The sequence below is a fragment of the Aeromonas sp. s5 genome, from assembly GCF_040907865.1.
Classification (GTDB): domain Bacteria; phylum Pseudomonadota; class Gammaproteobacteria; order Enterobacterales; family Aeromonadaceae; genus Aeromonas; species Aeromonas dhakensis.
Genome location: NZ_JBFOCO010000011.1, coordinates 115676 through 129479, shown reverse-complemented (window position 1 = coordinate 129479; position 13804 = coordinate 115676). Strand labels below are relative to the sequence as shown.

Below are 13804 nucleotides of genomic sequence, written 5' to 3'. Positions count from 1 at the left end.
GCAGTTGAGGCAGTTGAGGCAGTTGAGGCAGTTGAGGCAGTTGAGGCAGTTGAGGCAGTTGAGGCAGTTGAGGCAGTTGAGGCAGTTGAGGCAGTATCAGAATCCACTAAAAGAAAAGCCGGGACAAGCCCGGCTTTTTCTTTTATCACTCAGCAGCTGCTTCAGCAGCGGCCGGGCGGTCTACCAGCTCAATGTAAGCCATAGGGGCGTTGTCGCCAGCACGGAAACCGCATTTCAGAATGCGAGTATAACCGCCGGCGCGCTCCAGGTAGCGCGGGCCCAGTTCATTGAACAGCTTAGCCACGATCGCGTTATCGCGAGTACGGGCAAATGCCAGGCGACGATTAGCAACGCTATCAGTCTTGGCAAGGGTGATCAGCGGTTCAACTACACGACGCAGCTCTTTTGCCTTAGGCAGAGTCGTCTTGATGATCTCATGACGAACCAGGGAGCTGGCCATGTTGCGGAACATAGCCTGACGATGGCTGCTGTTCCGGTTCAGTTGACGACCACTCAAACGATGGCGCATGACCTTATCCTTCTAACTAAATCTGTGAAACCCGTAATCTGGATTACTCGTCAGCGATGCTGGCGGGCGGCCAGTTCTCAAGGCGCATGCCAAGAGACAGACCACGGGAGGCCAACACGTCCTTGATCTCAGTCAGGGACTTCTTACCGAGGTTAGGAGTTTTAAGCAACTCAACTTCGGTACGCTGTACCAGATCACCAATATAGTGGATAGCTTCTGCCTTCAGACAGTTCGCAGAACGAACTGTCAGCTCCAAATCATCGACAGGACGCAGCAGAATCGGATCAAACTCGGGTTTCTCTTCTTTCTTCTCGGGCACGCTGACATCGCGCAGATCCACAAAGGCTTCCAGTTGCTCGGCCAGAATAGTGGCAGAACGACGGATGGCTTCTTCAGGATCCAGGGTACCATTGGTCTCCATGTCGATGACCAGCTTGTCCAAGTCGGTACGCTGTTCAACCCGTGCTGCCTCAACATTGTAGGCAATACGAACGATGGGGCTGAACGCGGAGTCCAGTAGCAGGCGACCGATAGGACGCTCTTCATCATCGTTGTGAACACGAGCAGAAGCAGGCACATAACCACGACCGCGCTGAACTTTCAGGCGCATGCTGATTTCAGCATTGGCACCAGTCAGGTGGCAGATTACGTGCTCCGGGTTTACGATCTCGACTTCATCACCGTGAGTGATATCACCAGCGGTAACGGGGCCTGTTCCAGACTTGGTCAGGGACAGAGTTACCTCGTCCTTGCCTTCCAGCTTCACAGCGATACCTTTCAGGTTGAGCAGGATTTCAAGAATGTCTTCCTGTACACCTTCTTTGCTGCTGTACTCATGCAGTACACCGTCAATTTCGACTTCAGTAACTGCACAACCGGGCATAGAAGACAGCAAAATACGACGCAGGGCGTTGCCCAGCGTGTGACCAAAGCCACGCTCGAGTGGCTCAAGAGTCACTTTCGCATGAGTCGGGCTAACTTGCTCGATGTCAACTAGCCGCGGTTTAAGAAAATCTGTTACAGAACCCAGCATTGTGTCCTCTCTTTAGAAGCTAGCTTTACTTGGAGTAAAGCTCGACGATCAGCTGTTCGTTAATGTCGGCAGACAGGTCGGAACGCTCTGGCAGACGCTTGAAAGCACCTTCCATTTTAGCGGCATCAACCTCTACCCAAGTCGGCTTCTCGCGCTGACCAGCAACCTCAAGGGCCGCTTTGATACGCGCTTGCTTCTTAGCCTTCTCACGAACGCAGATCACGTCCTCAGGGGAAACCTGGAAAGAAGGAATGTTCACAACGCGACCGTTTACCATGATGGCCTTGTGGCTCACCAGCTGACGAGATTCAGCGCGGGTAGCACCGAAGCCCATGCGGTAGACGACGTTGTCCAGACGACCTTCCAGCAGCTGCAACAGGTTTTCACCGGTGTTACCCTTTTGACGGGCAGCGTCGCGGTAGTAGTTGCGGAACTGTTTTTCCAATACGCCGTAGATACGACGAACTTTTTGTTTCTCGCGCAGCTGAACACCGTAGTCAGACAGACGCGCTTTACGCGCACCGTGTTGACCAGGAACGGTGTCAATCTTGCACTTAGAATCAATCGCACGAACACCAGACTTCAGGAAGAGGTCGGTGCCCTCACGACGGCTAAGCTTAAGCTTAGGACCGATATATCTTGCCATCTTCTTTCTCCAACAATCCTAGACCAAGTAGCTACAGCGTTACACGCGGCGCTTCTTGGGAGGACGACAACCGTTGTGCGGGATCGGAGTCACATCAGTAATGTTAGTGATGCGGAAACCAGCCGCGTTCAGAGCGCGGATGGAAGACTCACGACCGGGACCCGGACCTTTAACCATGACTTCCAGGTTCTTCACGCCATATTCTTTGGCCATCTCACCAGCGCGCTCGGCAGCTACCTGAGCAGCGAACGGGGTGGACTTACGAGAACCACGGAAACCGGAACCACCAGAAGTAGCCCAAGACAGAGCGTTGCCCTGACGGTCAGTAATGGTCACGATTGTGTTGTTGAAAGATGCATGAACGTGCGCAATACCGTCGCTCACTTGCTTTTTAACGCGCTTGCGAGCACGAGTCGGAGTTTTAGCCATTTTCTACCTTCCCGTTACTTCTTGATAGCCTTGCGCGGACCCTTACGGGTACGAGCGTTGGTCTTGGTACGTTGACCACGAACAGGCAGGCTACGACGGTGACGCAAACCACGGTAGCAACCCAGATCCATCAATCGCTTGATGTTCATGGAAATCTGACGACGCAGGTCACCTTCAACGGTGAATTTACCTACTTGTTCACGCAGACTCTCGATCTGAGCTTCGTCCAGGTCTTTAATTTTCACATTCTCAGCGATACCGGCTGCGGCACAGATGGCCTTGGAGCGGGTACGACCGACGCCATAAATAGCAGTCAAAGCGATGACTGCATGCTTATGGTCAGGAATGTTAATGCCAGCGATACGGGCCACTATTCACTCCTACATATAGTAGATTACGACCACCACAAAGCCCGTGAGCGGATACGTGGCGGTCAACCAATACACAACAAAAGTTGGCTGGCTATATTAGCCAGCACAACTATTTGTTGCAAGTACTAACCGTAAAAAATTAGCCTTGGCGCTGTTTATGCTTTGGCTCGCTGCAAATCACACGCACCACACCGTGACGCTTGATGATTTTGCAGTTACGGCAGATTGCCTTAACGGAAGCACGAACTTTCATTGCTTAACTCCGTAACTACGCCGACCTTTAGCGGCCGTAGCCCTTCAGGTTGGCCTTCCTCAGGACGTCGCCATATTGATGAGACATCATATGGGTCTGAACCTGAGCCATGAAGTCCATGATAACTACCACGATAATCAGTAGCGAGGTGCCACCGAAATAGAACTGAACGTTCCAGGCAGTCATCAGGAACTGGGGTACCAGACAGATAAAGGTTATATAGAGCGCACCTGCCAATGTCAGGCGGGTCATAACCTTATCGATATAACGTGCTGTCTGCTCGCCCGGGCGGATCCCCGGGATAAAGGCTCCACTCTTCTTCAGGTTATCTGCTGTCTCGCGGGGGTTGAACACCAGCGCGGTATAGAAGAAGCAGAAGAAGATAATGGCTGCTGCATAGAGCATCTCATACAAGGGCTGACCCGGCTGCAGGACCATAGAGACCTGTTGCAGGATATCGGCAACCTTGCCCTCCCCCTGACCAAACCAAGAGGTAATGGTCCCCGGGAAGAGGATGATGCTGGATGCGAAAATCGCAGGAATCACACCGGCCATATTTACTTTCAACGGCAGGTGTGTGCTTTGCGCTGCGAATACCTGGCGGCCTTGTTGACGCTTGGCATAGTTAACGACGATACGACGCTGACCACGCTCCACGAACACCACAAAGTAAGTCACTGCGAAAACAATCAAGCCCAGCAACAACAACAGCAGGATGTGCAATTCCCCTTGACGTGCCTGTTCGGCCGTAGCGCCAATGGCATGAGGCAGACCAGCAACGATACCTGTGAAGATAATCAACGAGATACCATTACCAATCCCACGCTCGGTAATCTGCTCACCCAACCACATCAAGAACATGGTACCGGTGACCAGACTCACAACGGCTGTGAAATAGAAGCCCAAACCCGGATGAGTCACGAGTCCCTGCATCATATTCGGCAGACCGGTTGCAATACCAATGGCCTGGAAAGTTCCCAAAACCAGCGTGCCCCAACGGGTATATTGGCTAATCTTGCGACGGCCGGATTCACCTTCTTTCTTGAGTTCAGCAAGAGCGGGGTGAACCACAGTCAGCAGCTGGATGATGATCGAGGCCGAAATGTACGGCATGATCCCCAGCGCAAGAATAGAAGCACGCGAGAGTGCACCACCACTGAACATGTTGAACATCTCAATGATGGTGCCCTTCTGTTGTTGGAACAACTCGGCCAGTACGGCGGCGTCAATACCAGGAATCGGCACATAAGAGCCTGCACGGAAAACGATAATCGCCCCGAGAACGAAGAGCAGACGGCTCTTCAGTTCACTCAGACCACCCTGTGCTTTAACATCCAATCCTGGTTTCTTAGCCATTGTACTGATTATTCCTCGATTTTACCGCCAGCGGCCTCGATGGCTGCACGTGCACCCTTGGTGACGGACAGACCACGAACGGTCACAGCACGGTCAATGTTGCCAGACAGAACAACTTTAGCGAACACGATGTTTTTGGTAATAACACCGGCTTGCTTCAGAGTGCTCACGTCGACCACATCACCTTCTACCAGGGCGATTTCGTTCAGGCGCACTTCGGCAGAAACCAAAGATTTGCGAGAGAAGAAACCGAACTTCGGCAGACGGATTTTCAAAGGCATCTGGCCGCCTTCGAAACCGTTGCGGACTTTGCCGCCACCGGAACGAGAGGTTTGACCTTTAACACCACGACCACCGGTCTTGCCCAGACCAGAACCGATACCACGGCCCGGACGGTGCTTAACGCGCTTGGAACCAGCAGCCGGAGACAGAGTATTCAGACGCATGCTTAGCCCTCCACCTTAACCATGTAATAAACCTGGTTGATCATGCCGCGTACGCAGGGAGTATCTTCCAGCTCAACGGTGTGACCAATGCGACGCAGACCCAGACCACGCAGAGTCGCCTTGTGCTTTGGCAGACGGCCGATAGAGCTGCGAGTTTGAGTTACTTTTACAGTGTTAGCCATGTCGCATTACCCCAGAATTTCTTCAACGCGCAGACCACGCTTGGCAGCGATCTGTTCCGGGGATTGACCCTGAACCAGAGCGTCTACAGTGGCGCGAACAACGTTGATTGGGTTGGTGGAACCGTAGGTCTTAGCCAGCACGTTGTGGATACCAGCAACTTCCAGAACGGCACGCATAGCGCCGCCTGCGATGATACCAGTACCTTGAGAGGCCGGCTTCATGAACACGGTGGAACCGGAGTGAACACCTTTCACCGGGTGGTGCAGGGTGCCGTTGTTCAGCTCAACCTTGTTCAGGTTACGCTTAGCCTGTTCCATCGCTTTTTGAATAGCGGCCGGAACTTCACGGGCTTTACCGTAACCGTAACCTACACGGCCGTTACCATCACCCACCACGGTCAACGCGGTGAAGGACATGATACGACCACCTTTAACAGTTTTCGAAACACGGTTTACTGCAATCAGCTTTTCTTGCAGTTCGCCGGCTTGAGATTCGACTTTAGCCATCTTCGACTCCTAGCTTAGAACTGAAGACCAGCGTCACGTGCAGCAGCTGCCAGAGCAGCGATGCGACCGTGATACTTGAAACCGGAACGATCGAAAGATACGTTCTGAACGCCTTTGGCAATGGCACGCTCGGCGATAGCCTTACCTACAGCGGTAGCAGCATCTGCGTTACCGGTGTATTTGAGAGCTTCACTGATGGCCTTCTCTACTGTGGAAGCAGAGGCCAGAACTTCGGAACCGTTGGCTGCAATAACCTGCGCATAGATGTGACGCGGGGTACGGTGAACAACCAGACGGGTAGCTCCCAGTTCCTGCATCTTTTTCCGAGCACGAGTAGCACGACGGAGACGAGCTGCTTTCTTGTCCATAGTGTTACCTTACTTCTTCTTAGCTTCTTTAGTACGCACTTGCTCGTTGGCATAGCGTACACCCTTGCCCTTGTAGGGCTCCGGAGCGCGGTAAGCACGGATATCGGCGGCGACTTGGCCAACCAGCTGCTTGTCGACACCACGCAGAACGATTTCTGTGGCAGTCGGGCACTCAGCGGTCACACCAGCCGGCAGCGCATGCTCTACCGGGTGAGAGAAGCCCAGAGCCAGCGCAACAGCATTGCCCTTGATGGAGGCTTTATAACCTACACCAACCAGCTGCAGCTTGCGCTCGAAGCCTTGGGTAACACCGATTACCATGTTGTTGACCAATGCACGGGCAGTACCGGCCTGAGCGTCAGCACCAGCGATGCCGTCGCGCGGGGCGAACTTCAGTACATTGTCTTCTTTGGTCACTTCTACACCGGCGTGAATAGAGCGAACCAGGGAACCTTTACCACCTTTGATGGACAGTTCCTGGCCGTTCAGAGTCACCTCTACGCCAGCAGGAATAGTGACGGGTGCCTTAGCAACACGAGACATTTCCTACCTCCTATTAAGCGACGTAGCAGATGATCTCACCGCCCATGCTTGCTTTACGGGCAGCACGGTCAGTCATCACACCTTTAGACGTGGACACGATAGCAACACCGAGACCGCCCATAACTTTCGGCAGATCAGTAGTGCGCTTGTAAATACGCAGGCCGGGACGGCTCACGCGTTGGATCAGTTCTACAACCGGCTTGCCCTGGAAATATTTCAGTTCAATTTCCAGTTCCGGTTTCACGTCACCAGCTACGGAGTAGCCAGCGATGTAACCTTCTTCTTTCAGCACTTTGGCAATAGCCACTTTCAGCTTGGAAGAAGGCATGGAAACCGCAACTTTGCTCGCCGCCTGACCGTTACGGATGCGGGTCAGCATATCCGCGATCGGATCTTGCATGCTCATAGTCTAACTCCCGAGATTCTTTACCAAGAGGCCTTTTTCAGGCCCGGAATTTCGCCCTTCATGGCATGCTCACGCACCTTGATGCGGGACAGACCAAACTTACGCAGGAAACCGTGCGGACGACCAGTAATGTTGCAACGGTTACGCTGACGGGACGGACTGGAATCACGGGGCAGCTGTTGCAGTTGCAGAACAGCATCCCAACGCGCTTCTTCAGAAGCGTTCATATCAACGATGATAGCTTTGAGCTCGGCACGCTTGGTCGCGTACTTGGCTACCAGCTTCGCACGCTTTACTTCACGTGCTTTCATGGATGTTTTAGCCATAACCCTAACCTTACTTGCGGAATGGGAAGTTAAAGGCAGCCAGCAGAGCACGGCCTTCTTCATCGGTATTCGCGGAAGTGGTGATGGTGATATCCAGACCACGAACGCGATCGACCTTGTCATAGTCGATTTCCGGGAAGATGATTTGCTCACGCACGCCCATGGAGTAGTTACCACGACCGTCGAACGCTTTAGCGTTCAGGCCACGGAAGTCACGGATACGCGGTACGGAGATGCAAATCAGCCGTTCCAGGAACTCCCACATACGCTCGCCACGCAGGGTTACTTTACAACCTATCGGGTAGCCTTCACGAATCTTGAAGCCCGCAACAGATTTGCGAGCTTTGGTGATCAGCGGCTTCTGACCGGAAATGGCAGCCATATCGGCAGCAGCATTTTCCAGCAATTTCTTGTCAGAGATCGCTTCACCAACACCCATGTTCAGGGTGATTTTCTCGATCCGAGGGACTTGCATGATAGTCTTGTAACCGAACTGCTTGGTCAGTTCATTTACTACATCTGATTTGTAGTAATCATGCAGTTTCGCCATCGTTAAACTCCAATTACTTCACAAGTTCGCCGGTGGATTTGAAGAAGCGAACTTTTTTGCCGTCTTCAATCCGGAAACCAACGCGGTCAGCTTTGCCAGTGGCAGAGTTGAACAGCGCTACGTTAGATACATCGATGGGGGCTTCTTTGGTGACGATACCGCCAGCCTGACCCAGTGCGGGTACCGGCTTCTGGTGTTTCTTCACCTGGTTGATGCCTTCCACGATTACCTTACCTTTAGCAATCAGAACTTGAGTGACTTTGCCACGCTTGCCCTTGTCTTTGCCGGTAAGAACAATCACTTCGTCTTCGCGACGGATTTTAGCTGCCATCGTTCGACTCCTTACAGTACTTCGGGTGCCAGGGACACAATCTTCATGAACTTCTCATTACGCAGTTCACGGGTCACCGGGCCAAAAATACGAGTACCGATCGGCTGCTGGTTGTTGTTAAGCAACACAGCCGCATTGTTGTCGAAACGGATGACAGAGCCGTCCGGACGACGAACGCCTTTACGGGTGCGTACGACCACCGCGTTATACACATCACCTTTCTTCACTTTACCGCGAGGAATAGCTTCCTTGATGGAAACCTTGATGATGTCGCCGATGCCGGCGTAACGGCGGTGCGAACCACCCAGAACCTTAATACACATTACACTGCGAGCGCCGGAGTTGTCGGCAACACCCAGCATACTTTGCATCTGGATCATCTTAGTGCTCCGCTTTGTTTACTTCTTATCCCTCTCGGGATCTGGCTGCCTTCAAAAGGCGCGAAACTATAACACAGGATTTTTAGAAAAGGTAGCCTAAAAAACAAACGGCCCCGTCAAGGGGCCGTTTAGACTACAAAGTACCGATTAGGCCTTTTCTACAACGGCAACCAGGGTCCAGGACTTGGTCTTGGACAGCGGGCGGCATTCGCGGATTTCCACGAGGTCGCCAGCTTTGCATTCGTTGTTTTCGTCATGCACGTGCAGCTTGGTAGTGCGCTTGATGATCTTACCGTAGATCGGGTGCTTTACCTTGCGCTCGATGGCGACAGTGATGGACTTGTCCATCTTGTCGCTGATTACACGACCCTGCAGAGTACGGATTTTATCAGTCATTACGCACCTGCCTTCTCAGTCAGTACAGTCTTGATACGTGCGACGTCACGACGCACTTGTTTCAGAGTGTGAGTCTGAGCCAGCTGGCCGGTGGAAGCTTGCATGCGCATGTTGAATTGCTCGCGCAGCAGGCCCAGCAGCTCCTGGTTCAGTTCTTCGACGCTCTTTTGACGCAGATCTTGGGCTTTCATCACATCACCGTCTTAATTACGAAAGTGGTCTGAACAGACAGCTTGGCTGCGGCCAGGGCGAACGCTTCACGCGCCAGAGCCTCAGGTACACCGTCCATCTCGTACAGAACCTTGCCAGGCTGGATCGGGCAAACCCAGTATTCCACGTTACCCTTACCTTTACCCATACGAACTTCGAGGGGCTTTTCGGTAATCGGCTTGTCCGGGAACACACGGATCCAGATCTTACCCTGACGCTTAACGTGACGGGTCATGGCACGACGGGCTGCTTCGATTTGACGAGCAGTCAGCTGGCCACGGGATGTCGCCTTCAGGCCAAAGGTACCGAAGGATACTTCGTTACCAGAGTTGGCCAGACCGCGGTTACGACCCTTGTGGGTCTTGCGGAATTTAGTACGCTTTGGTTGCAACATTTACCGAATCTCCTTACTTGGCAGCGCGGCGCTTGTTGTCACGCTTGGGCTTCGCAGGAGCTTGCTCTTGAGCAGCGGCAGCGTTGACAGCAGCCAGACCGCCCAGAACTTCGCCCTTGAAGATCCAAACTTTAACGCCGATCACACCGTAAGTGGTGTGGGCTTCAGAAGTTGCGTAGTCGATGTCGGCACGCAGGGTGTGCAGAGGCACACGACCTTCACGGTACCATTCGGTACGCGCGATTTCAGCGCCGCCCAGACGACCGGAAACTTCCACCTTGATGCCCTTGGCACCCAGGCGCATGGCGTTTTGTACGGCGCGCTTCATAGCACGACGGAACATTACGCGACGCTCCAGCTGGGAAGTGATGCTGTCGGCAACCAGTTTGCCATCCAGCTCCGGCTTGCGGACTTCGGAAATGTTGATCTGAGCAGGCACGCCAGCAATAGTGGCTACAGCTTTGCGCAGTTTTTCAACGTCTTCGCCTTTCTTACCGATCACAACACCCGGACGAGCGGTGTGAATGGTCACACGGATGCTCTTGGCCGGACGCTCGATGGTGATCTTGGACAAGGACGCGTTTTTCAGTTCCTTGGTCAGGAACTGGCGTACTTGAAAATCGCTGTACAGGTTGTCAGCGAAGTCTTTGGTGTTCGCGAACCAGGTAGAATTCCAAGGCTTGGTAATACCCAGGCGAATGCCATTAGGATGTACTTTCTGACCCATTGCTTATCTCCCAGCCTTAGCGTCGGATACCACTACGGTGATGTGAGCGGTACGCTTGAGGATACGATCCGCGCGACCTTTGGCACGAGGACGGATGCGCTTCATGGAGGGACCTTCGTCGACCATGATAGTAGCAACACGCAGGGCGTCGATGTCGGCGCCTTCGTTGTGCTCAGCGTTTGCAATGGCAGATTCCAGCACTTTCTTCACCAGAACTGCAGCCTTTTTCGGGCTGAAGGTCAGGATGTTCAGAGCCTTGTCTACGGACAGACCACGTACTTGATCGGCTACCAGACGAGCTTTCTGGGCAGAAGTACGGGCATAACGGTGTTTAGCGATAGCTTCCATCATTTATCCCTTAGCGCTTCTTAGCCTTCTTATCAGCAGCATGGCCGCGATAAGTACGAGTAGGTGCGAATTCACCCAGTTTGTGACCGATCATTTCTTCGGTAACGAAAACCGGAACGTGCTGACGACCATTATGGACAGCGATGGTCAAACCGATCATGTTCGGGATGATCATTGAACGACGGGACCAGGTCTTAACCGGCTTTTTATCCCCGCTTTCCACCGCTTTCTCTACCTTCTTCAGCAAGTGCAGGTCGATAAATGGACCCTTCTTGAGAGAACGTGGCATGGTGATTCCTCTATGTTAACAATTACTTGTTACGACGACGTACGATGTACTTGTCGGTACGCTTGTTCTTACGGGTCTTGAAGCCTTTAGCCTTCTGGCCCCATGGGGACACAGGCTGCATGCCCTTGTTACGACCCTCACCACCACCGTGCGGGTGGTCTACCGGGTTCATCGCCATACCGCGAACGGTCGGACGAATACCACGCCAGCGGTTTGCACCGGCTTTACCCAGTTGACGCAGCATGTGCTCGGAGTTACCAACTTCACCGATGGTGGCGCGGCACTCGGCCAGAACTTTACGTACTTCGCCGGAACGCAGACGCAGAGTTACATAGTTACCTTCACGAGCCAGTATCTGGATGAAAGTACCAGCGGAACGAGCCAGCTGGGCACCTTTACCAGGCTTCATCTCAACAGCGTGAACGGTAGAACCGACCGGGATGTTGCGCATCGGCAGGGTGTTACCTACCTTGATTGCGGCATCAGCACCAGAAGCGATTGCATCACCAGCTTTCAGGCCTTTCGGAGCCAGGATGTAACGACGCTCACCGTCTGCATACAGCACCAGGGCGATGTTTGCGGTACGGTTCGGATCGTATTCCAGGCGCTCTACTTTAGCCGGGATACCGTCTTTGTCGCGCTTGAAGTCGACGATACGGTAGTGTTGCTTGTGACCACCGCCGATGTGACGGGTGGTGATGCGGCCGTTGTTGTTACGACCACCGGACTTGTCTTTCTTGTCCAGCAGAGCTGCAAAGGGCTTGCCCTTATACAGGTCTTGGTTGACGATCTTGACGACGTGGCGGCGGCCCGGAGAAGTAGGCTTGCACTTAACGATTGCCATTTTTCAGAACTCCTCTTACTCGGCTGCGCCCATGAAGTCGATGTCCTGACCAGCTTTCAGGGTCACATAAGCCTTTTTCCAATCGGAACGACGGCCTACGCGTGCACCTGCGCGCTTGGTCTTACCCTTCATGTTCAGGGTACGGACGGTCTCAACTTCGACCTCGAACAGTTTCGCAACTGCAGCTTTGACTTCCGCCTTGGTGGCATCAACAGCAACTTTGAACACGATAGTGTTCTGCTTTTCTGCGACCATGGTGCTCTTTTCAGAGATGTGCGGAGCCTTCAGAACTTTCAGCAGACGCTCTTCACGGATCATGCCAGCATCTCCTCGATTTGCTTAACTGCGTCAGCAGTCATCAGAACCTTGTCGAAAGCGATCAGGCTGACCGGGTCGATACCGGCAACGTCACGCACGTCAACTTTGTACAGGTTACGAGCAGCCAGGAACAGGTTCTCATCGACTTCAGCAGTCACGATCAGAACGTCAGACAGTTCCATTTCTTTCAGCTTGGCGATCAGTTCTTTGGTTTTCGGAGCTTCGATGCCGAACTTCTCAACAACGATCAGGCGCTCTTGACGTACCAGCTCGGACAGGATGCTACGGATAGCGCCGCGGTACATCTTCTTGTTTACTTTCTGGCTGTGATCTTGCGGCTTAGCAGCAAAAGTCACACCACCGGAACGCCAAATAGGCGAACGGATGGAGCCAGCACGGGCACGACCAGTACCCTTCTGACGCCACGGCTTTTTGCCGCCACCAGACACTTCAGAGCGAGTCAGCTGCGCACGAGTACCCTGACGGGCACCAGCGGCATAAGCAACGACAACCTGGTGAACCAGAGCTTCGTTGAATTCGCGCCCGAAGGTAGTCTCGGAAACTTCAAGAGCGCTCTTGGCGTCTTTCATTACCAATTCCATTACTATCTCCTCAGACGTTACGCTTTGACGGCAGGTTTAACGATCACGTTGCCGTTGGTTGCACCCGGTACTGCGCCTTTGATGAGCAGCAGGTTGCGTTCAGCGTCAACACGAACCAGTTCCAGGTTCTGAGTCGTTACACGCTCAGCACCCATGTGACCAGCCATCTTTTTGCCCTTGAATACACGGCCCGGGGTCTGGTTTTGACCGATGGAGCCAGGTACACGGTGGGACAGAGAGTTACCGTGGGTCATATCCTGGGTGCGGAAGTTCCAGCGCTTAACAGTACCGGCAAAACCTTTACCCTTGGATGTGCCGGTAACGTCTACCAGCTTAACGTCAGCGAGAAGATCTACTTTCAGCTCGCTACCAACAGTGAAAGTTTCACCGTTGTTCAGGCGGAATTCCCACAGACCGCGACCGGCTTCTACACCAGCTTTGGCGAAGTGGCCAGCTTCCGGCTTGGTTACGCGGCTAGCTTTCTTGGAGCCAGTGGTAACCTGAATAGCGTTGTAGCCGTCGGTTTCTACAGATTTGACCTGAGTTACACGGTTAGCTTCAACTTCGATAACAGTCACGGGGATAGAAACGCCATCTTCAGTGAAGATGCGAGTCATACCCACTTTGCGACCTACAAGACCGATTGTCATTGTTATCAACCTCTTTCCGTAATTAACCCAGGCTGATCTGGACGTCTACACCAGCTGCCAGATCCAGACGCATCAGAGCGTCTACGGTCTTGTCAGTCGGCTCAACGATGTCTACCAGACGCTTGTGAGTGCGGATCTCGTACTGATCACGCGCGTCTTTGTTGACGTGCGGGGAGATCAGAACGGTGAAACGCTCTTTGCGAGTCGGCAGCGGGATAGGACCGCGAACCTGCGCGCCAGTGCGCTTAGCAGTTTCAACGATTTCCGCAGTGGATTGATCGATCAGGCGATGATCAAAAGCCTTCAGGCGGATACGGATTCTTTGGTTCTGCATTGACAGAGCTCCAATAGATAAAAGAACATAAATCAA

At 53.2% G+C, this 13804-nt stretch carries 28 protein-coding genes; all 28 read right to left on the bottom strand.

Features of this window, described 5'->3' with window-relative positions:
- Positions 1 to 145 precede the first annotated feature (145 nt).
- A complete protein-coding gene (gene rplQ, locus AB5Y94_RS08500; protein WP_005307999.1) occupies positions 146 to 529 on the bottom strand; it encodes a 50S ribosomal protein L17 in 384 nt (127 codons plus the stop codon).
- A gap of 43 nt (positions 530 to 572) precedes the next feature.
- On the bottom strand, positions 573 to 1562 hold the full coding sequence (gene rpoA, locus AB5Y94_RS08495; protein ID WP_005307997.1) for a DNA-directed RNA polymerase subunit alpha: 990 nt from the start codon (positions 1560 to 1562) through the stop codon (positions 573 to 575).
- Between the two features lie 25 nt (positions 1563 to 1587).
- Positions 1588 to 2208 (bottom strand): 30S ribosomal protein S4, encoded by a 621-nt coding sequence (gene rpsD, locus AB5Y94_RS08490; protein WP_005307996.1) that lies wholly within the window; start codon positions 2206 to 2208, stop codon positions 1588 to 1590.
- A 39-nt stretch (positions 2209 to 2247) separates the two neighbouring features.
- Complete coding sequence (rpsK, locus tag AB5Y94_RS08485) at positions 2248 to 2637, bottom strand: 30S ribosomal protein S11 (protein WP_005307993.1); 390 nt, start codon at positions 2635 to 2637, stop codon at positions 2248 to 2250.
- A gap of 14 nt (positions 2638 to 2651) precedes the next feature.
- Positions 2652 to 3008: a 30S ribosomal protein S13 gene (rpsM, locus tag AB5Y94_RS08480; protein ID WP_005307991.1), complete on the bottom strand. Its 357-nt coding sequence runs from the start codon at positions 3006 to 3008 to the stop codon at positions 2652 to 2654.
- 139 nt (positions 3009 to 3147) lie between these two features.
- The gene (gene rpmJ, locus AB5Y94_RS08475) at positions 3148 to 3261 is read right to left on the bottom strand and encodes a 50S ribosomal protein L36 (RefSeq protein WP_005319705.1); all 114 of its coding nucleotides are present in this window, start codon (positions 3259 to 3261) and stop codon (positions 3148 to 3150) included.
- Positions 3262 to 3288: 27 nt separating this feature from the next.
- Positions 3289 to 4617, bottom strand: coding sequence for a preprotein translocase subunit SecY (gene secY / locus AB5Y94_RS08470; RefSeq protein WP_005307989.1), 1329 nt, complete (start codon positions 4615 to 4617; stop codon positions 3289 to 3291).
- Between the two features lie 8 nt (positions 4618 to 4625).
- Positions 4626 to 5063 (bottom strand): 50S ribosomal protein L15, encoded by a 438-nt coding sequence (gene rplO, locus AB5Y94_RS08465; RefSeq protein ID WP_005307987.1) that lies wholly within the window; start codon positions 5061 to 5063, stop codon positions 4626 to 4628.
- Positions 5064 to 5065: 2 nt separating this feature from the next.
- Positions 5066 to 5245, bottom strand: a complete 180-nt coding sequence (gene rpmD / locus AB5Y94_RS08460) for a 50S ribosomal protein L30 (protein WP_005307985.1) — start codon at positions 5243 to 5245, stop codon at positions 5066 to 5068.
- 6 nt (positions 5246 to 5251) lie between these two features.
- A complete protein-coding gene (gene rpsE / locus AB5Y94_RS08455) occupies positions 5252 to 5752 on the bottom strand; it encodes a 30S ribosomal protein S5 (RefSeq protein ID WP_005307983.1) in 501 nt (166 codons plus the stop codon).
- A 14-nt stretch (positions 5753 to 5766) separates the two neighbouring features.
- Entirely contained in the window at positions 5767 to 6120 is a 354-nt protein-coding gene (rplR, locus tag AB5Y94_RS08450; RefSeq protein ID WP_005340606.1) for a 50S ribosomal protein L18, read from the bottom strand.
- A 9-nt stretch (positions 6121 to 6129) separates the two neighbouring features.
- Positions 6130 to 6663, bottom strand: a complete 534-nt coding sequence (gene rplF, locus AB5Y94_RS08445) for a 50S ribosomal protein L6 (protein WP_005307981.1) — start codon at positions 6661 to 6663, stop codon at positions 6130 to 6132.
- Positions 6664 to 6676: 13 nt separating this feature from the next.
- Positions 6677 to 7069 carry a 30S ribosomal protein S8 gene (rpsH, locus tag AB5Y94_RS08440; RefSeq protein ID WP_005307980.1) on the bottom strand — a complete coding sequence of 131 codons (393 nt, stop codon included), beginning with the start codon at positions 7067 to 7069 and terminating at the stop codon, positions 6677 to 6679.
- 20 nt (positions 7070 to 7089) lie between these two features.
- Complete coding sequence (gene rpsN / locus AB5Y94_RS08435) at positions 7090 to 7395, bottom strand: 30S ribosomal protein S14 (protein ID WP_005307979.1); 306 nt, start codon at positions 7393 to 7395, stop codon at positions 7090 to 7092.
- A 10-nt stretch (positions 7396 to 7405) separates the two neighbouring features.
- Complete coding sequence (rplE, locus tag AB5Y94_RS08430) at positions 7406 to 7945, bottom strand: 50S ribosomal protein L5 (RefSeq protein WP_005307978.1); 540 nt, start codon at positions 7943 to 7945, stop codon at positions 7406 to 7408.
- A gap of 13 nt (positions 7946 to 7958) precedes the next feature.
- Complete coding sequence (gene rplX / locus AB5Y94_RS08425) at positions 7959 to 8276, bottom strand: 50S ribosomal protein L24 (RefSeq protein ID WP_005307977.1); 318 nt, start codon at positions 8274 to 8276, stop codon at positions 7959 to 7961.
- 11 nt (positions 8277 to 8287) lie between these two features.
- The gene (rplN, locus tag AB5Y94_RS08420) at positions 8288 to 8656 is read right to left on the bottom strand and encodes a 50S ribosomal protein L14 (protein ID WP_005307975.1); all 369 of its coding nucleotides are present in this window, start codon (positions 8654 to 8656) and stop codon (positions 8288 to 8290) included.
- 147 nt (positions 8657 to 8803) lie between these two features.
- Positions 8804 to 9052, bottom strand: coding sequence for a 30S ribosomal protein S17 (rpsQ, locus tag AB5Y94_RS08415; protein WP_005307966.1), 249 nt, complete (start codon positions 9050 to 9052; stop codon positions 8804 to 8806).
- Positions 9052 to 9243, bottom strand: coding sequence for a 50S ribosomal protein L29 (gene rpmC / locus AB5Y94_RS08410; protein WP_005307965.1), 192 nt, complete (start codon positions 9241 to 9243; stop codon positions 9052 to 9054). The genes rpsQ and rpmC overlap by 1 nt, the downstream gene beginning before the upstream one ends.
- Positions 9243 to 9656, bottom strand: coding sequence for a 50S ribosomal protein L16 (gene rplP, locus AB5Y94_RS08405; protein ID WP_005307963.1), 414 nt, complete (start codon positions 9654 to 9656; stop codon positions 9243 to 9245). Before rplP ends, rpmC begins: the two co-directional genes overlap by 1 nt.
- Positions 9657 to 9669: 13 nt before the next feature.
- A complete protein-coding gene (gene rpsC, locus AB5Y94_RS08400) occupies positions 9670 to 10383 on the bottom strand; it encodes a 30S ribosomal protein S3 (protein ID WP_005307962.1) in 714 nt (237 codons plus the stop codon).
- Positions 10384 to 10386: 3 nt separating this feature from the next.
- Complete coding sequence (gene rplV / locus AB5Y94_RS08395; protein ID WP_005319741.1) at positions 10387 to 10731, bottom strand: 50S ribosomal protein L22; 345 nt, start codon at positions 10729 to 10731, stop codon at positions 10387 to 10389.
- Between the two features lie 10 nt (positions 10732 to 10741).
- Positions 10742 to 11020, bottom strand: a complete 279-nt coding sequence (gene rpsS, locus AB5Y94_RS08390; protein WP_005307960.1) for a 30S ribosomal protein S19 — start codon at positions 11018 to 11020, stop codon at positions 10742 to 10744.
- A 22-nt stretch (positions 11021 to 11042) separates the two neighbouring features.
- A complete protein-coding gene (gene rplB / locus AB5Y94_RS08385) occupies positions 11043 to 11864 on the bottom strand; it encodes a 50S ribosomal protein L2 (RefSeq protein ID WP_005307957.1) in 822 nt (273 codons plus the stop codon).
- A 15-nt stretch (positions 11865 to 11879) separates the two neighbouring features.
- A complete protein-coding gene (gene rplW / locus AB5Y94_RS08380) occupies positions 11880 to 12179 on the bottom strand; it encodes a 50S ribosomal protein L23 (RefSeq protein ID WP_342690021.1) in 300 nt (99 codons plus the stop codon).
- On the bottom strand, positions 12179 to 12784 hold the full coding sequence (rplD, locus tag AB5Y94_RS08375) for a 50S ribosomal protein L4 (RefSeq protein WP_005307949.1): 606 nt from the start codon (positions 12782 to 12784) through the stop codon (positions 12179 to 12181). Before rplD ends, rplW begins: the two co-directional genes overlap by 1 nt.
- A gap of 17 nt (positions 12785 to 12801) precedes the next feature.
- Positions 12802 to 13434, bottom strand: a complete 633-nt coding sequence (gene rplC, locus AB5Y94_RS08370; protein WP_005307947.1) for a 50S ribosomal protein L3 — start codon at positions 13432 to 13434, stop codon at positions 12802 to 12804.
- Between the two features lie 22 nt (positions 13435 to 13456).
- Positions 13457 to 13768 carry a 30S ribosomal protein S10 gene (rpsJ, locus tag AB5Y94_RS08365; RefSeq protein ID WP_005307944.1) on the bottom strand — a complete coding sequence of 104 codons (312 nt, stop codon included), beginning with the start codon at positions 13766 to 13768 and terminating at the stop codon, positions 13457 to 13459.
- Positions 13769 to 13804 lie beyond the last annotated feature (36 nt).

What these genes read in the sequence shown, in the direction of transcription:
- rpsH (WP_005307980.1), bottom strand. Translation starts at nt 7,069, where the DNA reads ATGAGCATGCAAGATCCGATCGCGGATATGCTGACCCGCATCCGTAAC.
- rpoA (WP_005307997.1), bottom strand. Translation starts at nt 1,562, where the DNA reads ATGCTGGGTTCTGTAACAGATTTTCTTAAACCGCGGCTAGTTGACATC.
- rplB (WP_005307957.1), bottom strand. Translation starts at nt 11,864, where the DNA reads ATGGCAATCGTTAAGTGCAAGCCTACTTCTCCGGGCCGCCGCCACGTC.
- rpsJ (WP_005307944.1), bottom strand. Translation starts at nt 13,768, where the DNA reads ATGCAGAACCAAAGAATCCGTATCCGCCTGAAGGCTTTTGATCATCGC.
- rplD (WP_005307949.1), bottom strand. Translation starts at nt 12,784, where the DNA reads ATGGAATTGGTAATGAAAGACGCCAAGAGCGCTCTTGAAGTTTCCGAG.
- rpsK (WP_005307993.1), bottom strand. Translation starts at nt 2,637, where the DNA reads ATGGCTAAAACTCCGACTCGTGCTCGCAAGCGCGTTAAAAAGCAAGTG.
- rpmJ (WP_005319705.1), bottom strand. Translation starts at nt 3,261, where the DNA reads ATGAAAGTTCGTGCTTCCGTTAAGGCAATCTGCCGTAACTGCAAAATC.
- rplF (WP_005307981.1), bottom strand. Translation starts at nt 6,663, where the DNA reads ATGTCTCGTGTTGCTAAGGCACCCGTCACTATTCCTGCTGGCGTAGAG.
- rplX (WP_005307977.1), bottom strand. Translation starts at nt 8,276, where the DNA reads ATGGCAGCTAAAATCCGTCGCGAAGACGAAGTGATTGTTCTTACCGGC.
- rpsD (WP_005307996.1), bottom strand. Translation starts at nt 2,208, where the DNA reads ATGGCAAGATATATCGGTCCTAAGCTTAAGCTTAGCCGTCGTGAGGGC.
- rpsC (WP_005307962.1), bottom strand. Translation starts at nt 10,383, where the DNA reads ATGGGTCAGAAAGTACATCCTAATGGCATTCGCCTGGGTATTACCAAG.
- rplR (WP_005340606.1), bottom strand. Translation starts at nt 6,120, where the DNA reads ATGGACAAGAAAGCAGCTCGTCTCCGTCGTGCTACTCGTGCTCGGAAA.
- rpsE (WP_005307983.1), bottom strand. Translation starts at nt 5,752, where the DNA reads ATGGCTAAAGTCGAATCTCAAGCCGGCGAACTGCAAGAAAAGCTGATT.
- rpmC (WP_005307965.1), bottom strand. Translation starts at nt 9,243, where the DNA reads ATGAAAGCCCAAGATCTGCGTCAAAAGAGCGTCGAAGAACTGAACCAG.
- rplP (WP_005307963.1), bottom strand. Translation starts at nt 9,656, where the DNA reads ATGTTGCAACCAAAGCGTACTAAATTCCGCAAGACCCACAAGGGTCGT.
- rpsS (WP_005307960.1), bottom strand. Translation starts at nt 11,020, where the DNA reads ATGCCACGTTCTCTCAAGAAGGGTCCATTTATCGACCTGCACTTGCTG.
- rplO (WP_005307987.1), bottom strand. Translation starts at nt 5,063, where the DNA reads ATGCGTCTGAATACTCTGTCTCCGGCTGCTGGTTCCAAGCGCGTTAAG.
- rplE (WP_005307978.1), bottom strand. Translation starts at nt 7,945, where the DNA reads ATGGCGAAACTGCATGATTACTACAAATCAGATGTAGTAAATGAACTG.
- rplQ (WP_005307999.1), bottom strand. Translation starts at nt 529, where the DNA reads ATGCGCCATCGTTTGAGTGGTCGTCAACTGAACCGGAACAGCAGCCAT.
- rplC (WP_005307947.1), bottom strand. Translation starts at nt 13,434, where the DNA reads ATGACAATCGGTCTTGTAGGTCGCAAAGTGGGTATGACTCGCATCTTC.
- secY (WP_005307989.1), bottom strand. Translation starts at nt 4,617, where the DNA reads ATGGCTAAGAAACCAGGATTGGATGTTAAAGCACAGGGTGGTCTGAGT.
- rpmD (WP_005307985.1), bottom strand. Translation starts at nt 5,245, where the DNA reads ATGGCTAACACTGTAAAAGTAACTCAAACTCGCAGCTCTATCGGCCGT.
- rpsN (WP_005307979.1), bottom strand. Translation starts at nt 7,395, where the DNA reads ATGGCTAAAACATCCATGAAAGCACGTGAAGTAAAGCGTGCGAAGCTG.
- rpsQ (WP_005307966.1), bottom strand. Translation starts at nt 9,052, where the DNA reads ATGACTGATAAAATCCGTACTCTGCAGGGTCGTGTAATCAGCGACAAG.
- rplV (WP_005319741.1), bottom strand. Translation starts at nt 10,731, where the DNA reads ATGGAAGCTATCGCTAAACACCGTTATGCCCGTACTTCTGCCCAGAAA.
- rplN (WP_005307975.1), bottom strand. Translation starts at nt 8,656, where the DNA reads ATGATCCAGATGCAAAGTATGCTGGGTGTTGCCGACAACTCCGGCGCT.